Origin of the sequence: Planomicrobium sp. MB-3u-38, from assembly GCF_002836425.1 — a bacterium.
Classification (GTDB): Bacteria; Bacillota; Bacilli; order Bacillales_A; family Planococcaceae; genus Planococcus; species Planococcus okeanokoites.
In genome coordinates, this window is record NZ_PJBO01000001.1 from 320586 (window position 1) to 338194 (window position 17609).

The 17609-nt window shown below is 46.7% G+C and carries 20 protein-coding genes; 12 read left to right on the plus strand and 8 right to left on the minus strand.

The features are described from left to right. Positions 1 to 257 precede the first annotated feature (257 nt). The gene (locus CXF70_RS01905; protein WP_101801273.1) at positions 258 to 590 is read left to right on the plus strand and encodes a hypothetical protein; all 333 of its coding nucleotides are present in this window, start codon (positions 258 to 260) and stop codon (positions 588 to 590) included. Positions 591 to 709: 119 nt separating this feature from the next. On the opposite strand, the gene CXF70_RS01910 is transcribed toward CXF70_RS01905, so the two are convergent. The 6 genes from CXF70_RS01910 to CXF70_RS01935 form a co-directional block, all read right to left on the minus strand. After that, positions 710 to 2407, minus strand: coding sequence for a cbb3-type cytochrome c oxidase subunit I (locus CXF70_RS01910; RefSeq protein WP_101801274.1), 1698 nt, complete (start codon positions 2405 to 2407; stop codon positions 710 to 712). 21 nt (positions 2408 to 2428) lie between these two features. After that, the gene (locus CXF70_RS01915) at positions 2429 to 2896 is read right to left on the minus strand and encodes a cytochrome c oxidase subunit II (protein WP_101801275.1); all 468 of its coding nucleotides are present in this window, start codon (positions 2894 to 2896) and stop codon (positions 2429 to 2431) included. Positions 2897 to 2935: 39 nt separating this feature from the next. Further along, on the minus strand, positions 2936 to 3091 hold the full coding sequence (locus CXF70_RS01920) for a cytochrome c oxidase subunit 2A (protein WP_101801276.1): 156 nt from the start codon (positions 3089 to 3091) through the stop codon (positions 2936 to 2938). Between the two features lie 458 nt (positions 3092 to 3549). Next, on the minus strand, positions 3550 to 4170 hold the full coding sequence (locus CXF70_RS01925; RefSeq protein WP_101801277.1) for an FMN-binding negative transcriptional regulator: 621 nt from the start codon (positions 4168 to 4170) through the stop codon (positions 3550 to 3552). Positions 4171 to 4197: 27 nt separating this feature from the next. Further along, complete coding sequence (paiA, locus tag CXF70_RS01930; protein WP_101801278.1) at positions 4198 to 4713, minus strand: spermidine/spermine N(1)-acetyltransferase; 516 nt, start codon at positions 4711 to 4713, stop codon at positions 4198 to 4200. A gap of 9 nt (positions 4714 to 4722) precedes the next feature. Next, positions 4723 to 5175, minus strand: coding sequence for a MarR family winged helix-turn-helix transcriptional regulator (locus tag CXF70_RS01935; protein ID WP_101801279.1), 453 nt, complete (start codon positions 5173 to 5175; stop codon positions 4723 to 4725). A 317-nt stretch (positions 5176 to 5492) separates the two neighbouring features. On the opposite strand from CXF70_RS01935, the gene CXF70_RS01940 reads away from it, so the two are divergent. Further along, positions 5493 to 6356, plus strand: coding sequence for a GAF domain-containing protein (locus CXF70_RS01940; RefSeq protein WP_101801280.1), 864 nt, complete (start codon positions 5493 to 5495; stop codon positions 6354 to 6356). A 53-nt stretch (positions 6357 to 6409) separates the two neighbouring features. Here the strand turns inward: CXF70_RS01940 and CXF70_RS01945 are convergent, their stop codons facing one another. Next, on the minus strand, positions 6410 to 7192 hold the full coding sequence (locus CXF70_RS01945; RefSeq protein WP_101801281.1) for a potassium channel family protein: 783 nt from the start codon (positions 7190 to 7192) through the stop codon (positions 6410 to 6412). A 131-nt stretch (positions 7193 to 7323) separates the two neighbouring features. Here CXF70_RS01945 and CXF70_RS01950 point away from each other — a divergent pair, with 131 nt between their 5' ends. Continuing rightward, positions 7324 to 8064: an SDR family NAD(P)-dependent oxidoreductase gene (locus CXF70_RS01950; protein ID WP_084243776.1), complete on the plus strand. Its 741-nt coding sequence runs from the start codon at positions 7324 to 7326 to the stop codon at positions 8062 to 8064. A gap of 80 nt (positions 8065 to 8144) precedes the next feature. Continuing rightward, entirely contained in the window at positions 8145 to 9005 is an 861-nt protein-coding gene (locus CXF70_RS01955) for a fumarylacetoacetate hydrolase family protein (protein WP_101801282.1), read from the plus strand. A gap of 93 nt (positions 9006 to 9098) precedes the next feature. Here CXF70_RS01955 and CXF70_RS01960 read toward each other — a convergent pair whose 3' ends face one another. Further along, on the minus strand, positions 9099 to 10022 hold the full coding sequence (locus tag CXF70_RS01960) for a LysR family transcriptional regulator (RefSeq protein WP_101801283.1): 924 nt from the start codon (positions 10020 to 10022) through the stop codon (positions 9099 to 9101). Between the two features lie 211 nt (positions 10023 to 10233). Here CXF70_RS01960 and CXF70_RS01965 point away from each other — a divergent pair, with 211 nt between their 5' ends. The 8 genes from CXF70_RS01965 (at position 10234) to CXF70_RS02000 (ending at position 17585) form a co-directional block, all read left to right on the plus strand. After that, positions 10234 to 11235, plus strand: coding sequence for a tripartite tricarboxylate transporter substrate binding protein (locus CXF70_RS01965; protein WP_233208516.1), 1002 nt, complete (start codon positions 10234 to 10236; stop codon positions 11233 to 11235). A gap of 31 nt (positions 11236 to 11266) precedes the next feature. After that, positions 11267 to 11755, plus strand: coding sequence for a tripartite tricarboxylate transporter TctB family protein (locus CXF70_RS01970; protein ID WP_101801284.1), 489 nt, complete (start codon positions 11267 to 11269; stop codon positions 11753 to 11755). Between the two features lie 12 nt (positions 11756 to 11767). Continuing rightward, a complete protein-coding gene (locus CXF70_RS01975; RefSeq protein WP_101801285.1) occupies positions 11768 to 13288 on the plus strand; it encodes a tripartite tricarboxylate transporter permease in 1521 nt (506 codons plus the stop codon). Positions 13289 to 13310: 22 nt separating this feature from the next. Beyond that, a complete protein-coding gene (locus tag CXF70_RS01980; RefSeq protein WP_101801286.1) occupies positions 13311 to 14915 on the plus strand; it encodes a gamma-glutamyltransferase family protein in 1605 nt (534 codons plus the stop codon). A gap of 11 nt (positions 14916 to 14926) precedes the next feature. Next, the gene (locus tag CXF70_RS01985; protein WP_101801339.1) at positions 14927 to 15475 is read left to right on the plus strand and encodes a chromate transporter; all 549 of its coding nucleotides are present in this window, start codon (positions 14927 to 14929) and stop codon (positions 15473 to 15475) included. After that, complete coding sequence (locus tag CXF70_RS01990) at positions 15472 to 16002, plus strand: chromate transporter (RefSeq protein WP_101801287.1); 531 nt, start codon at positions 15472 to 15474, stop codon at positions 16000 to 16002. The genes CXF70_RS01985 and CXF70_RS01990 overlap by 4 nt, the downstream gene beginning before the upstream one ends. Positions 16003 to 16021: 19 nt before the next feature. Further along, a complete protein-coding gene (locus CXF70_RS01995; RefSeq protein WP_101801288.1) occupies positions 16022 to 16993 on the plus strand; it encodes a Bug family tripartite tricarboxylate transporter substrate binding protein in 972 nt (323 codons plus the stop codon). A 109-nt stretch (positions 16994 to 17102) separates the two neighbouring features. Beyond that, positions 17103 to 17585 carry a tripartite tricarboxylate transporter TctB family protein gene (locus CXF70_RS02000; RefSeq protein ID WP_133299076.1) on the plus strand — a complete coding sequence of 161 codons (483 nt, stop codon included), beginning with the start codon at positions 17103 to 17105 and terminating at the stop codon, positions 17583 to 17585. Positions 17586 to 17609 lie beyond the last annotated feature (24 nt).

Here is a 17609-nt window from a genome sequence, read left to right on the forward strand (position 1 = left end):
TTTATGCGATTTTCCGACAAGCTTCGCAAATTTGCTGAAGGATTGGAGTTAATGGATAAACCCAATTAAAGCCTTATCGCTTTACGCAAAGCTGCACTTCTTTTAGTATATTAAATAACTAAAAACTCACTAACACACAATTTAACAGGGCAATCGGTAAAATGCAGGGGACAATAGTGCCGCCTGCAAAGCCGCAGAGAATCTTTGATTCTTTGCGGCTTTTTTTATTCAAATCCATTTGGGACAGGAGAAGATCTATGCAGAAGCAGACAGAGCCTCCAAAGAATATCGGTTATTATCTATCGCGTGTGAAAGACATCCATGTCGAAGAGGGCCAAACGATCATCACTTTGTTCGCCCGGCTGTCCATCAAGACACCGGAGCGGAATCAGAATGTCTGGGTGGAAATAGAAGAAGTTGCGTGGCATCAGGCCAGCCGGCAAATTCAGCAGCTGCCGAATGGCGCATATTATTTTCAACTATCCGAACCCGTCTTTCGCGAAATGGAGCGGGTGTCCAAAGAGCAATTGAAGACGCTGTATCATTTTACGCCGCTGTATGAATCGGTCACTTTTAAAAAATTAGGCTAGCGTTCCAGGACTCATAGCGATTTTCTGCTATAGACTAACTGAATAACAGAGAAAGACAAAAAAGGAGGCGGCACAGTCACGTGCCTCCTCCTTTTTTGCTTAAATCAGTTCTAATAGAATCAAGGCATTAAAAACGGCGGTGAGCCTGGATTCATGCCGGATGCAAAATCGATCAGCGGGATTACATATGCGATGGCAATCGAAACTGTCGCCAGCGCGACCCAAATCGACCAGCGATCCATGAACAGCGGCGAAGCGTCAGAAGGGCTGTAATCTTCGCCGATTGGGAAGTCGGCATCTCCTTTTGGTGCGAAGAACGCCAATTGCGCCCAGATATAAAGCAGCAAAGCCATGCCGATGACGAGGATGACCCCGCCCATGGCCATCAGCGTTTCGTACATTGCCCAGTCGGAAGCGGCGCTGCTGCCGTTATAGGTCGTGTTGGCAGTGCGTCGTGGACTGCCGAGCAAACCGTTGATGTGCATCGCGCCGGACATGAGCAGCATGCCGCCTGCCCAGACGACGGTCTGGATAACCGCCAGCCGGTTGATGGTCTGCGTCATCCGCCGCCCGCTCAAATAAGGGATGAGCCAATAGGAAATTCCGAAAAACGTCAGCATGACCGTCGTGCCGACTGTTAAGTGCAAATGGCCGGTGACCCAGATGGAATTATGGACCACCTGGTTGATCTGATTGCTGGCGTTGATGATGCCCCCGAGACCGGCGGGGATGAACGCGAACATCGCGACGATCAATGCGAAGAAACGGGCGTCAGACCAGGGGAGTGTCTTCCACCAGCCCAATAAGCTGCGCACGCCTTTTGCTCTTCCGGCGCGTTCCATTGTCGCAAGCATCGCAAAAGCAGTCATCAGCGACGGGAAGATGATCATGAATGTCTGGATGACGTGCAGGAATTTCAATTCGACAGACAAGCCGGGGTCGAGAATCTGGTGATGAAATCCACCTGGAACGTTGGCGACGACCAGAATGACCACTGCTACACGCGCAAGTGAGTCACTGAAGACTTTCCCGCCGATGATTTTTGGCATGGAGACATACCAGGCGGATATGGCTGTCAGCATCCAGATGTTCACCAGCGTGTGGCCGAATGCCCAAAACAAGGTGCGTCCCATCATCGGGTCGATGGTCGGTACCCACCCGAATGCCCAAGGTATGACCATGCCGACAACAAACACTGCTATGAACAAGGAAGCGAAAACCCACAGCACGAAGACGGCATTTGCGAAAAAGGCGAACAGCGGCGTCAATTTTCCGGGATTCCGTTTTCTCCAGCTTTGATAAGTGATGAACATGCCGACGCAATTCAACAGGATGCCGACGACGATGAGCGCCAGTCCGACGTAGAACCAGGGATGTGCCTGCATAGGCGTATAAAAGGTATACAGCACATTCGCATTGCCCGTCAGGATGAAGAACGCGGCCATTACCGTTCCGACGGACATGAGCGCAAAACCGGCCCAGCCGAAAGCGATTGTTTTATCGGCCAGTCCGCCAAGGACCCGGGAAGTGCCGGCGTATAAATAACCGATGCTGAAAAACGAAGTCAGCACCAGGATGAACATCACGCCGTGAGCGGTCAGAAGTGCGTAATAGCTGATCCAGGAAGGGAGCTCCAAAAAGCCGCTCCGAACCAGTCCCTGCAGGAGGCCTGCAATCCCGCCTACCATAAGGGCGATAAAAGCAATGGATAAATTGGCGGCGGATAAACGGATATCGCGGCTGGTGATACCGGAAGCCGCTGCGTCATTCACGGCCACTCCTTTATGGAGAATCGGTGCTTCATTGATATGAGCCATTATTTCCCCTTCTTTCTTTGGTTATTTGACTGTGATGGTATTTGCCATGAACTCATGGCCGAGACCACAATATTCGTTGCAAAGAATCAGGTATTCGCCGGGTTCGTCGAACGTGTGGCTGACTTTCGAGATATGGCCGGGCACCACCATGACATTGACGTTGGTGTCAGTGATTTTAAACCCGTGCGTCACATCCGGGGAAGCCAGAGTGAAATGGACGGTTGCTCCTGCAGGAATTTCCAGATCTCCTGGCTGGAAAGTGAACATTTCCGCGATGATGGCAATTTCGTATTCGTTATCACCGATTTCTTTCAGCTCCGGATCTGCAAAAATTTCTGATTCCCGGACACTTTGGGGATCGATCATTTCTGCATGGCTCGGCGGCCCCATATCCAGGAAGAATGTTTGAACCGCAACAATGCCAAGAAAGATGAACAGGATGATGGAACCGATGATCAGCCACAGCTTTTCATAACGATGGATATGCATATGTTGAATCTCCTTTCCGATTTCTGTAGTGGCCCGCTCTTAATTGCGCTCCAAAAATAAGATGAAAACACTGAACCAGGATATCAGCATGAAAACGGCGATGATCAGTACGGATGTAAAGGTGCCTTTTAATGATGTTTCCGCGGAATCGGTATGATCCCGGTTCTTGTTAGTGTCTCTCGGAGCATTCTTCATTACGGAATTCCTCCTTTCATCTGCATGTCGTTTTGCCGAAGCTTGTTATCTGCCGATCAAAGACTATTGTTGGACGATGAAAACTTAATTCCTGAAAAGGATGGATAATACCGTTAAAAACCTATAGAATGTAATTAAATAAATATTTAAAATATTTATTTAATTAAAGTATACACAATAAATTGGTAAATTCATTAGAAAATATATAATTTTTTAGTCTGAATTGCTCAAATATGTAAAAACCGTGAAAATCTGAAGATGAAGATAGCCATACGTCAAATAGTGAGGAGGAAATTCGATGCTCATCATGGCCATCGCTCTGATCGTCACTGCATTCCTGGTGCTGGTAATCTCGGCGGAAGTGAGTGATAAGGAAGAAGAAAATTAAAAATTTCCAAGCAAAAAAGCTGTCCTGTTGAGAAAATTCAACAGGACAGCTTTTATATTTAACCAGAAGCTCAACGCTCCTCCATTTTCTTCTCCATCTCATCCGCCATCCGGCTGGATTCCGCGTTGCCTTCATTCCGCAGCTGCTCGATGATATTGCGGTAATCGGTGTTGTTGCGGTTCTGGCTCATCTTGAAGGCAGCTTGGATATCGCTCACCTTCACCTTAAAGCCGACAATGCCTTTCATTTCTGTTTCTAATAGAGAAGGGGACAGCTTGTCCCACAGAACGGGATCCGGCCGGTGGTGCTCGTATTTTTCCATCAGCTTCGTCAAATCCCGCTTCAATTCTTCACCGTCCAGAATTTGGGCGGCGCCGTATATATGGACTGCCTGGTAATTCCATGTCGGGACGTTTTCCTGCTCGTACCAGGAAGAGGAGATATAGGAATGCGGTCCCTGGAACATGATCAATATTTCTTCAACCTGCTCAAAAGTCCGCCACTGGGGATTTCCGTATGCCATATGGCCGGTTACGTAATAATCTTCCTCTTCTTTCACCAGCTGCAGCGGCAAATGAGTCGCGATAGGCCTGCCTTTTCTTGTCGTGACAAGCGTGCCGAACGAATGATGCTGCACAAATTCCACTATCTCATCAATATCGGTAACTTTATAGAACATTGGGATATACATTTCAATCCGCCTTTCTGAATAACAGCATCACATTGTTTTTGTCATGATCAAATCGATTTGCTTGTCGTCGCCCATGTAAAATGGATGCGCGCCGGTTTGGACAAATCCTTTCTGCTTATAGAAGGCAATGGCGTTTTCGTTATGTTCCCAGACGCCCAGCCACACTTTCTTCTTCTCCAGTTCAGCCGCCACATCAAAAGCTTTCTCCAGCAAGAGCTTGCCAAGCCCTTTTTTATGGAACTTCTTCTTTACATAAATACGCTCGACTTCAAGCGAATCAGCGCCCATCTTTTCCGACTGCGCTTCGCCGACATTGATTTTCAGATAGCCCGCGACTTCGTCGTCGCTGTGAACGAAATAAAATCGTGATTCCGGATTCTCCAGTTCAAGCGCCAATTGCTCCTGATTATAGGCTTTCTCCAAGTATGCATTCAAGTGTTCGGGCGAATTCTGCTCCTTGAAAGTTTCAGTGAACGTCTCCCGGCTTATGGCCTGAAGTTCAGGCAGATGTTCAGGTGTACATTTGATTAATGGCATATGCAGCGCGCTCCTTTAATAATGTCGTTTTTGTCCTTTTTTGACCGATTCCCAATCCTTTTCAATATTCTTTCGAATCCGTCGCAGCAGGAGGGCGGCCAGTTCGGCCTCGGTTTCAGTGAACCCTTCCAGCGCAACGTGATTGGAATGCTCATTTTCCCTTTTGATGAAAGGGTAAGCTTCTTTTCCTTTTTCACTCGGGAACAATCGCTTGATCTTCTTATTTTCGGTGTCGGGCTCTTTTTCAATAAAACCGTTCAGCTCCAGTTTTTGAATAGCGCGGGTCGCTGTAGAGCGGTCCACTTTTATCAATTCCAGCAATTGTTCCTGGATGATTCCGGGATTCTCACAGATCCGTACCAAATAGAGGTACTGGCCCTTGGTCAGATCCAGTTCTTTGAATTCGATATTGCTGATGGAATCCAAAGCCCGGGCAATCATGCCGATTTCACGCAGAATTTCAGTCATTGAAAACAGCCTCCGTCTAATTAGTATAAATAAAATCTACTCTATTTTTATTGCAAATGCAACAAAAAACTATGCTGCTGGTCTTTTTCTTCATTCATGAAAATTTTCAGGTGGCTGGCATAAGAAACAGTCGATTTCCCGGCACGGCAAGCCACTGTGAAAATTCTTTCCGAAACCGGACGTGCCAGTGAGCATTTCTGACACTGAAAGGTTATACTTTATCGTTGACGGGTATCATATTAGTTGGTGTCTGAAAATGATCGTAAGTAAAAGTGCAGCAATATAGAGAAAGTACAATCCCAAAATGGAGGAATATGATGGCACAGTCAACTGCGGGTTCGTCCCGGCAATTCGAAAATTTCAATGAAGCAGCCAATCAGGTGCTCAAAATGTTAAGCGGCCGTATGAATATCAACACTTTGTTTATCGCGAAAAATGACGGCGAAACCAATACCATCACAAAAGCTTTTAATCGGGACGAAGAATTGGTTAAAGAAGGCAGTGAGTCGCCTTTGAACCAGACTTTCTGCAACCTCTCGATCCAGCATGGGCAGGATGTGCTCAGGATAGATGATATATCGAAGGATGAAAATGCCCAGACTCTTGAAATTGCATCCAATTTCGATAAAGGTTCTTTTATGGGCATCCCGATTTATTATGAAAACGGTAAGGTCTACGGCACCATTTGCGGCTTGGATAAGCATCCGTATGATTTCACGCCGGAAGACCAGGAAATGTTCGAGATGATGTCTTCACTGCTGACGTATATTTTGGAACTGGAAACGGCCAAAAAGGAAATACAGAAACTTTCCTCTCCGCTTGTTCCTTTGACCGATGGCATCTCCATTCTGCCGATCATTGGCCACATCACTCTTACACGTGCCAAACAGATGATTGAGGACACAGTCAATAAAGCAGGCGGTGAGCTCGATTTTCTGATCATCGATTTTTCAGGAATCACAGAAATCGATCCGCAAATCGAGCAGCCATTGCTGGATTTGGTGAAAATCTTGAAAATCATGGGTGTGACCCCGGTCATTACAGGAATCACTCCATCCATCGCATTGAATGTTCCGCATTTCGCCCATTCGCTGAAAGGCGAAAGAATGGAAGCGACACTGAAAATCGCTATTGAACAAATGGGATTTGTGCTGACGAAGAAAATTGAATCCTGCTCGTAAAGTAAAAAGAACGCCGGTGAAGCCATTAAAAATGGCCAGCCCGGCGTTCTTTTTTACATTTCGCTTGTTTCAGTAAAAATGGAATTCACGGCCATTCTGGCGATCGTGCCGTTGGACATGATGAACTTATCGACTTTGACATGTGAGAAGTTCGGGAGATGCTCTTCCCGTTCCACTTCGACCGTCGTGAAGACATCCGGCGACATCCGTTCCACAGCAGTGGCGATCAACAGGGATTTTCCGTCAGTCAGCATCTGGTCTTCAATCCGGTCATCCGCAAAAATCAGCACCGCCTTGGCCTGCTGGATATTGGCCTGGCGAAGCACATCTTCGTGGGTGGCATTGCCTTTCACGTAATGGATGCGCGGGTGGATCTCTTTCGCTTTATCCAGCCGGTCGATCACCACAACATCGGTTTGGTCATCCTGTTTCAGAATTTCGGCAATTGCATTTTCAGCTTTGTGGGACCAATCGATGATGACGATATGGTTTTTTCCTTTAAACATCAGCTCACCCCTTTCTTCGCGTTTTTTGTGCAGGCTCAGACTTTCAAACGCCTTTCCGATAAATGATGCAAACAGCCCGATGCCGATTATGTACAGGAAAAAGACAGTGAAGATTCTTCCGCCGGATGTGGAAGGGTAAAGGTCACCATAACCCACAGTCAGCATGGTCGTCATCGTGAACCATAACGAATCGGCATAGCTGGTGAAAGTGGATGGCTCAATTGCAGGCAGCAGCAGGGTGCTGATAGCGATCAGCAGCACCGTGCTTAGCGTAAGGATAAGCCAGGATAAGCTTGTCGCCTGCAGATAGAGCCGTCGAAGTATGATCAAACTGGATCCCCCCTTTTTAACTAACAGTATACACGAAGAGACTTATGGCAGAGACAAGTGATTTTATTATCAATAAATTAACTATTTCGATAATATAAGAGTGAACCATCATAAAAAAGGAGGACACGTACATGGATTTAGCAGGAAAAGTGGCAGTAGTGACAGGCGGCGCTTCGGGAATCGGGCTTGCCGCAGCAAAAGCGTATCTGGCAAAAGGCGCGAAAGTGGTGATTGCGGACTTCAATGAAGAAGGCGGCAAGAAGGAAGCTGAAAACCTGAAGGGCAGCGGCGAAGTGGAATTTGTCCAAGTGGACGTGGCAAGCGAAGAATCGGTTCAGAACATGATTCAGTTTGCCATCGACACGTTTGGCACCATCGACATACTGGTGAATAATGCTGGGATCGGCGCACTGGGCGAAACACACGAACTGAGCTATGAAGATTATCACAAAGTCATTGCGGTAAACCAGGATGGCGTGTTCTTCGGCTCGAAACATGCCGTTCGCCACATGATGAACAACGGCGGCGGCGTCATCGTCAACACCGCTTCTATCCTGGGCAGTGTCGGGGAGGGCGGGGCTTTTGCCTATAATGCTTCAAAAGGGGCCGTCAACTTGATGACCAAATCACTGGCGCTACAGTATGCCAATAAAAATATCCGCGTCAATGCAGTGGCGCCGGGCTATGTGGAATCCGGCATGGTCAGCCGCGACGCACTGGGACCGGAATTCTACGATCAGCTGGTCCAGAAACATCCGATCGGACGCCTCGGCACAGCGGACGAAATCGCGCATGCCATCATCTTCCTCAGTGAAAATGATTTCATGACAGGCGCCACTATACTGGTGGACGGCGGCTACACGGCACAATAAGGAAAATGGAATCGCCGTCCATCTCATTGGTGGGCGGCGGTTTTATTCTATAGACTAACGATACGGAAGGGTAGATACATATGCGCTTAGCAACCATTCGACTGGACGGAAAAGAGACGGCTGCCGTCGTCACAGCAGCTGGGGCAATTCCAGTCGAAACCATCAATAAAGAGTTTGGCCAGCAGTGGCCGCCACAACTTTTTGACCTGCTGCCGCTCGAGAAATTGGAGCCATTCAAAGAATGGGTCGCCGGACAAAATACGGAAGCGCTCGAGCAATTGGTTATTCAGGGCGCCAAATTCGGTCCGCTTTACCGCCATCCGCGCAAAATTTGGGGCATCGGGCTGAATTACGTCGAACATGCCGCAGACCTCAGCGAAGTCTCGCCGAACACGGAGCCGGCCAGTTTCATGAAACCTGATACGACGATCATCGGACCCGGAGACACGATCCGTGTGCCGCTGCAATCCGAGCGGACAACGGCGGAGTCTGAACTTGGCATCATCATCGGCAAGATTTGCAAGGACGTTGAAGAGGAAGAGGCGCTCAGCGTCATTTCGGGCTACACCACCATCATCGACATGACCGCGGAAGACATTCTCCAGAAAAACCCGCGTTATCTGACGCGGGCAAAAAGTTTCGACACCTTCTTCAGTTTCGGTCCGCAGCTCGTGACAGCGGAAGAAGTGGAAGATGTGCTCGAACTAAAGGTGGCGACGGTCATCAACGGGGAAATCCATCGCGATAACCTCGTGTCCAATATGACCTTCCAGCCGCAGCAGCTGATTTCCTTCCACTCAAAAGTCATGACGCTTTTGCCGGGAGACATCATCTCGACGGGCACACCGGGAGCCGTCGTCATCCGTGACGGCGATGTGGTGGAATGCCGCATTGACGGATTTGAGACGCTGGTGAATCCGGTGATGGATTTGAAGGGATGATAAAAAGCTGTCTCCTTGTTAAAAGGAAGACAGCTTTTTTTCGTGGACACGCATTTATGGGGAATCAACATTCCTATGAATTCTGCAATAGTTTTATTTAATTTTCTTTTTGGTGTGGACAGAAATTTTCTCGCCGAGTACATAGGAATCTAAAAATTCTTTAAAGATCTGCACGGCCTGTGTGTGTAGTTTCGATTGGTGGGTGATGTAATGGAAACTGGTTTCATTTGGGTAATCACTAAGACTGACGCCCTTTAGCGTGCCGACCTGTACATCGGATTTAATGACCGATTCCGACAGGTATGAGACTCCAAGCCCGAGTGCCACCGACTCCTTAATGGTCTGCGAGCTTCCGAAACTCATGATGCGTTTTGGCGCAATGCCGAGCTGGGAGAAGAATTTATTAGTGACATCTCGAGTTCCTGAACCTTCTTCACGGATGATCCAGGTTTCTGCTTCCAGCATTTTCATATCAATGGATGAGTTTTTATTGATAGGATGGTCGGGACGAGCCACAATAAGCATCATCTCCTCTGAAAACAGATTGACATCGACATCATATTCGGCGACATCAGCTTCAACGATAAAGCCGATGTCAAGTTCCTGTTTGTGAATTTGTTCCGCAATGACTTTAGAATTCTGAATGGTGATATTAGGAAGGATATTGGGATGTTTCTTATTAAAAGCATAAAGGATGGCGGGAAGGAAATATTCACCGAATGTATAAGCGGCGCCTATCGAAATCGGTATATTCTTTGAAGGATCCAAGTTAATAAGTGATTGTGTCATATCATGGTATTGCATAAGAATCTCTTTTGCATGGGTGTATACAACTGAGCCTTCTGGTGTCAATTCGACATATTTGTTGGTCCGATCGAAGAGTCGGCACTCAAGTTTACTTTCTAAAGCTTTAATGCTCAGACTGATGGCAGAGGGCGTCATATGCAGTAATTCAGCCGCCCGGGTAAAGCTTTTCTGTTCGGCTGTCGTGACAAAGATTTCAAGTTTGTGTTCCATGGTACACCTCCATATTGAGTTTTATTAATTATAACATTAAATATATTTAATTTTACTAATCCATACAATGTTTTGTAAGATTGCAATAAGTTTAAATTATCAATTATTTATTCTTTGAAAAGGTTGGAGGGCGGATTGTATAAATACATCGAAAGAACTTCATAAGATAATAAATCTAGTAAAAACAAAAAACTGAGGGGGAAAAAAATTCATGAATATATTCATAAAGTCGAAAATGTTTAAGACGGCCACAGCAGCTGTGGCTGCAGGATTACTATTAGCAGGTTGTTCATCTGAAGGTTCTTCTGGTTCGGCAGAAACGGCAGAGGGATATCCGAACAAGCAAATTCAATTGATGCTTCCATGGGGTGCAGGCGGGGACTCTGATGTAATAGCGCGTACCATCAATAAATATCTCGAAGAAGAGTTGGATGTGAAAATCGTAGTGACGAATATGGGCGGCGGAGGCGGCACCATCGGAGCTCAGGAATTTATGAAGCAAAATCCGGATGGGTATTCCATGCTGGCTGGCCACGATTCAATCGCAGTATCCCATCTCATGGGCAAAGCAGATTTTTCATACGATGATTTTGAACCGGTATCATTGATGACGACTGCAAATCAATTGATAGCGACAAACGTGGCAAACGATTGGGAAAATATGCAGGACGTTGTCGATGAATTAAAAGAAAACCCTGAATCCATAAGTTTCGGAGCGAGTATCGGATCAACGACACACATTGTCCCACTCGGAATAATGGATAGCCAGGACGTGAAGTTCAATATCGTAGCCTATGAAGGAACGGCTCAGCGTACGCAGGCATTATTAGGGAATCATTTGGACCTCGGATCCACTACAATCCCTGCTGCGAAAGAATATATGAAAGCCAATCAATTAAAAATGCTGGGAATCGCTTCTGAAGAAAGAAATCCGGCATTACCGGATATTCCTACTTTAAAAGAGCAAGGCATTGATTTCGTGAATGCGACTAATCGGGGCTACTTCTTCCCGAAAGACACTCCACAGGAAATTGTTGATGTCATGGACGAAGCGCTGAAGAACGTAGCTGAAAATCCTGAGTTTATAAAAGAAATGGAAGCAATGGGAGTCGATGTGAATTATAAAGACACTGAAGAATACACGAACTACTTAGAGGACGATGTAGAACACCTGGAAGGAATGCTTACCCGCCAGAATATTATTGAAAAATGAAGTTCTAAGAATCGCGAGAGGGAGACGGAAAATGAATCATGACCGCATAGCAGGTATTGTTATTCTAGTATTTTGTGCGTTCTTCTACTATCAAAGTTTTGGAATCAGCAATCAAAATTTGACTGGCTTGGAAGCCACTTTCTTTCCACGGGTTTTACTTGTCGGAATCGCAGCGCTTGCTCTGCTGTTATTGATAAGATCGTTCTTTATTAAAAGTGCAGCCGTGAAGAAAGTCGAACAAGGTGAAGAATCAGGACCATCAAGAAAATGGTGGAAAGTTCCGTTGATATTTGTCTTGTTTGCAATCTATATTTTGCTGATAGACATTTTAGGCTTCACCTTTTCATCGTTTCTATTTATGACAATTGTTTATTTAATCGCTATTACTGCAACGCCACTTAAAAAGACTGTTAAGAAACATGCTGTATCGATAGGGTTTTTGCTGGTGGTTTCAATAACACTGACATTCATATTTGAGAGGTTCCTGTCAGTGTATCTGCCAAAAGGGCTATTTTTCTAAAGAGGTGAGATTTTGGGGAATTTAATGATGAGTCTGCAGGCAGTTACTCAATGGGAAGTATTGCTCTTAATGCTAATTGGAGTAATTATGGGTATAATCTTCGGTTCAATACCGGGTTTTACTATTACGATGGCCGTTGCTTTAACTTTGCCGTTCAGCTTCGGATTGGAGCCTTTATCAGGAATTGCGTTGATGATGGGTGTCTGGCTGGGAGGAGCTTCGGGTGGCCTGATTTCATCCATCCTGCTTGGAATTCCGGGAACACCTTCGTCGGTGGCCACTACATTTGATGGTTTTCCGATGGCTAAGAAAGGTGAACCGGGGCGTGCTTTGGCAATCGGCTTATGGTCTTCATTTTTTGGTTCTTTGATTGGTGGAGCCATATTGATAATCGGGGCGCCTCTATTATCTCAATGGGCTATTCAATTTGGACCTTGGGAATTTTTCGCACTGATGGTATTAGGTTTAAGTGCAATCGCGAGTCTCGGAAATGGCAGCTTGATCAAAGGGATCTTGGCAGGTTTGCTGGGAATGTTCTTTGGAATGTTCGGGCTGGATCCGGTTCTTGGCACTGAGAGGTTTACGTTTGGAGCAGTATCAATGATGGCAGGTTTCAGCTATCTCCCAGTACTGATCGGTATTTTTGCTTTTTCCCAGTTATTATCTGAAATTGGCAAGCATTCAGGTGGAAAAAGTGAAGTCGATACGAAAATCAGTCTGTCATATCCGATAGGGAAAACATTGAAAGATATGGGCGGCTCTTTTGTGAACGTTATTCGTTCTTCTATTATCGGAACAATCATTGGTGCTCTTCCGGGAGCAGGTTCGAGCATTGCCAATATCATGAGTTATGACGTTGCAAAGAAACTATCCAAAAAACCAGAACTTTATGGAACTGGAACGAAAGATGGAGTTATTGCCGCTGAAACGGCAAATAATTCCTCAGAAGGTGGTGCGTTGATTCCGACGCTGGCACTGGGGATACCTGGAAGTGCTGTTACGGTTATGATGATGGGCGCATTACTGGTCCATGGAATCCAGCCAGGTCCGTATTTTTTCGTATCTCAGCCGGTACTGGCATACGGCATTTTCCTATCTTTCTTTATCTCAGCTATATTGATGCTGGTCGTCCAGTCTCTGGGCATAAGATTATTTTTGAAAATCAATGATATTCCAATGCACTTCCTGTTGCCGGTCGTCATAATCTTATGTGCTTTAGGAAGTTTTGCATTAAACAACAGGGTTTTTGACATCTGGGTTCTCTTGCTGTTCGGTGTAATCGGTTATTTGATGAAAAACTCAGGTTTTTCACTCCCGGCTTTTGTGCTCGGCATAATACTTGGTCCTTTGACAGAAGAAAATTTACGGAGAGCGGTAGCTACAAGCTCGGATTTGACGCTTTTTTTCACTCGTCCTTTATCAGGAGTCATACTTGTATTGGCAATCCTATCTATTCTGTATGGAATCATCACTGAAATCAGATATACGAAAAAAATGAAACAGCTAGAAACGGAAAGTTCATCAGATCTGTAAACATTAGTCAGGAGGAGAGATTTTGGATTATTTAAATCACCCGTTTCCATCTAAGAGAAATACAGTATTCGCAAAAAAAGGTATGGTGGCAACTTCACAGCCCCTAGCGGCACAGGCGGGAATTGAAATTATGAAAAAAGGCGGCAATGCCATTGATGCGGCGATTGCAACAGCCGCATCCTTGACGGTGCTCGAACCGACATCGAATGGCATCGGCGGGGACGCTTTTGCATTGGTATGGGTGAAGGGCGAGTTATACGGATTGAATGCCTCAGGGCCTTCGCCAAAAGGATTGACCATAGAAGCCGTGAAAGGCCACGGCCACGATAAGATGCCGGTGCACGGCCTGGTTCCGGTAACGGTGCCGGGTGTCCCCGCTGCCTGGGCGGAGCTTTCACGAAAATTCGGCAAACTTTCATTGCTTGAAACACTGCAGCCGGCAATCAGCTACGCCGAAGAGGGCTATCCGCTGACGCCAATTCTCGGGAAATTCTGGCAAAAAGCCTATAACAGTTTCAAAGGATCATTTACGGCAAAAGAATTCGAAGGCTGGTTTGAGACGTTTGCGCCAGATGGTAAAGCGCCAGCAATCGGAGAAGTTTGGAAGTCGCCAGGTCACGCAGAGACGCTTCGTAAAATTGGCGAAAGCGATGCCCGAGAGTTTTACGAAGGTTCTATTGCCGACGAGATCGACGCATTCATGCAGGAACATGGCGGCTTCCTGCGAAAAGAAGATCTTGCCAGCTATCAGCCGGAATGGGTGGAGCCGATCTCAACGACTTACAAAGGCCACGAAGTGTGGGAAATTCCACCGAACGGGCAAGGCATGGTCGCGCAGATGGCGCTGAATATTTTCAGTCAGCTCGACGCACCTGAATGGCAATCGGCGAAGACATTTCATCAGCAGATTGAATCGATGAAACTGGCGTATACGGACGGCCAGGCATTTATCACTGAACAACAACATATGCCGGTAACAGCGGAACATCTGCTGTCTGAAGAATACGCCAAAAAACGGGCGGTTCTTCTCGGCGACACGGCAATCGAACCGGTGCCCTACGATCTTCCGGCAGGCGGGACAGTTTACTTGTCGACAGCTGACGCGGAAGGCAATATGGTTTCCTTTATTCAAAGCAATTACATGGGCTTCGGCTCCGGAATCGTCATCCCGGGAACGGGCATAGGCCTGCAGAATCGCGGAGCAGATTTCTCACTCGATGAAAGCCATCCGAATGTGCTGAAGCCGGGCAAGAAAACATTCCATACAATCATTCCAGGCTTCCTGACAAAAGACGGAAAAGCCGTCGGACCGTTCGGAGTGATGGGCGGCTATATGCAGCCTCAAGGACATTTCCAGGTTGTGGTGAATACGCTGGATTACCTGCTTAACCCGCAGGCAGCCCTCGATATGCCGAGATGGCAATGGGTCGGCGGCAAGAAAATTCACGTGGAGCCTGAATTCCCAAATTACCTCGTTCAGGCATTGCAGCGCAAAGGCCACGACATTGAAGTATTGCCGGATGGCGGCACCTTTGGAAGAGGACAAATCATCTGGAGAAATCCAGAGACGGGGGTGCTTGCCGGCGGAACCGAATCTCGGACGGACGGAGCGGTTGCAGCTTGGTAAAAACAGATAAAATTCGATACAGCAACGTCTTTATGGCGTTTTTCCGATCAGGGATGCTGGGATTCGGAGGAGGGCCCGCAGTCATACCGCTACTTCAAAAAGAAGTAGTGGAACGCTACCACTGGATGAACGACGATGAGTTCGGCGATACCATCGCTTTGTCGAACACGATGCCGGGGCCGATCGCGACAAAACTGGCGGGCTATATTGGCTACAAGATCGGCGGGTTATGGGGCTTGCTTGTTGCGCTCGCGGCGTCGGTCATTCCGACAGTGGTCCTGATGGTGCTGCTGCTTGGTGTGCTCCAGAGCTATAAAGATGTACCGTGGGTGCAGAATATGTCTCAGACAGTCGTACCCGTCGTTGCGGTTATGCTCGGAGTCCTCACCTGGAATTTCGTCCAGCAATCTCAAAAAGCTCTTGGCTGGGGCGTCGCTATTTTCCTCATCGTGATTTCAATCATCGTAATGGAAGTCCTCGGAGTTCATCCGGCAATTCTGATTGCGGCCCTCATTGCGGTGGTCCTGGTTCCCTTTATTAAAAGGGTGGTGAGTAAATGATTTACTGGCAAATTTTCATTGCATTTTTCATACCCGGTATTCTGGGTTATGGAGGCGGTCCTGCATCCATTCCGCTCGTTGAAGAAGAAGTGGTCGAGCGGTATGGCTGGATGTCGACACAAGAATTCGGTGAAGTGCTGGCACTCGGCAATGCACTTCCTGGCCCAATCGCCACAAAAATGGCAGGCTATATCGGCTATATGGAAGGCGGATTGCTGGGAGCGTTTATCGGCCTGTTCGGCACAATCGCACCATCCCTTATCCTGATGCTTGGATTAATGGCGATTCTGTTTAAATATAAGGATTCAGCGGAAGTAAAAAATATTTCGAAAGTGGTGAAGCCGGTCATCGCTGTGCTCATTGGCTTTATGACATTGCAATTTGTAATTGAATCTCAATCCGCACTTGGAAATATTCAGACTGTTGCTATAATGGCTATAAGTTATTTGATGCTGGAGCGGATGAAAGTGCATCCGGCAGCGGTAATTGCGTTGGCTCTAGCATACGGAGCGGTCACCGGAATTTAAAACAAAGGGGAGAATTGATATGATCAATAAAACATTTAAAAAAACGATGATGACAGCCGCTATGGCTTTGACAGCGCTTGGTCTGACGGCTTGCGGCGAAGAAAGCGGCGGTTCTGCTGAATCATATCCAGAACGTGAAATTGAACTGACTATCCCGTGGTCTCCAGGTGGCGGCAGCGACATCGAAGGCAGACTGGTTGCTCAGCATACAGAACAAAACCTGGATACTTCGTTTGTTGTCATCAATTCTCCTGGAGTGGGCGGCACTGTGGGCCTTGAAGAACTGGCTGAGAAAGAAGCCAACGGCTATAATATAGGCCAAATCCATGAAGGGCTGCTGGTGGCACATCATACTGATATCACAACGATCAATTATGATACGTTCATACCGATTGCTGCGATGTCTTCTTCCGACCAGATTTTAGCGGTGCCGAGCGATTTCGAAGCAGATACCCTTGAGGAATTTGTGGCTTACGGCAAGGAAAATGAAATCCGTTTTGGCGGAACAGTGGCAGGCATTCCACGCGTATGGGTGGAGCAATTAGGTAAAGAGCTTGAGATCAACTACAACCTGGTGGGCTATGAAGGATTAAGTGAAGCGATCCAAGCACTTTCAGGCGGCCATATTGACGCAGCAATTGTCGATTATTCTTCTGCCAATGAATTTGTTGAAGCGGGCCTTATGAAATTTATCGCCATCGGTACGGATGAGCGAGTTGAAAACTTGCCGGATGTTCCTACTTTCCAGGAAGAAGGCTACGATATCAATATGAGCATCAACCGTGGTTATGTAGCACCTGAAGGAACAGATCCTGCAATCATCGAAGAACTGGCAGCAGCTTTTGAAGCAACTGCTGAGGACCAGGAATACATTGAAGCAGTCAATAATGTCGGATCGTCTGTCAATTACATGGGGCCAGACGCCTACCGCGAATACCTTGACAAACAAAATGAATTGATCAGCGAAATCGTCTCTGAAATTTCCGAGTAAGCAAGTTAGTCCTGCAGAAGTCATGTGCGGGGTGGAAGGAGGGTGAACTGACCCTCCTTTTTTTGCTAATGAGATCGTGGGCGAAAAAAATCAGAAAGCGGGATGGCATATGGGAGAAATAATAATTGGATTGGCCTTGATTGCCTTGGGCCTCATTATCTATGTACAGGGCGGTGACCTGCCTTCATTGAATGAAGCATTTTTCAATGCAGGTTCTTTTCCGAGACTGATAGCAGGGTTGCTGATTTTATTGTCACTCATCTTAATTCTTTCAAAAGTACTGGAATTGCGGAAGAGGAAGCCGGTTGAGGATAAAGTCAGCAACAAAGAAAAAATGGGTTCATTTTATCGAGAATACAGACTGGTCATTTTAACAACAGTGGTATTTTTCGTATATATCTTTTTGCTTCAGTTTATCGGCTTTGTCGTTTCTACGATCCTCTTCATTATCGGCGCTGCCATTTTAATCGGCTACCGGAAGCGAAAAGAAGTAATGACCATCTCCGCAGTCGCGGTAATTCTTACATTGACCATTTACTTCTTTTTCGAAAACGTGCTGTATGTCCGTTTTCCTTCAGGAATATTCATCTGAGAACAGCGAGAGGAGCTACTGAAA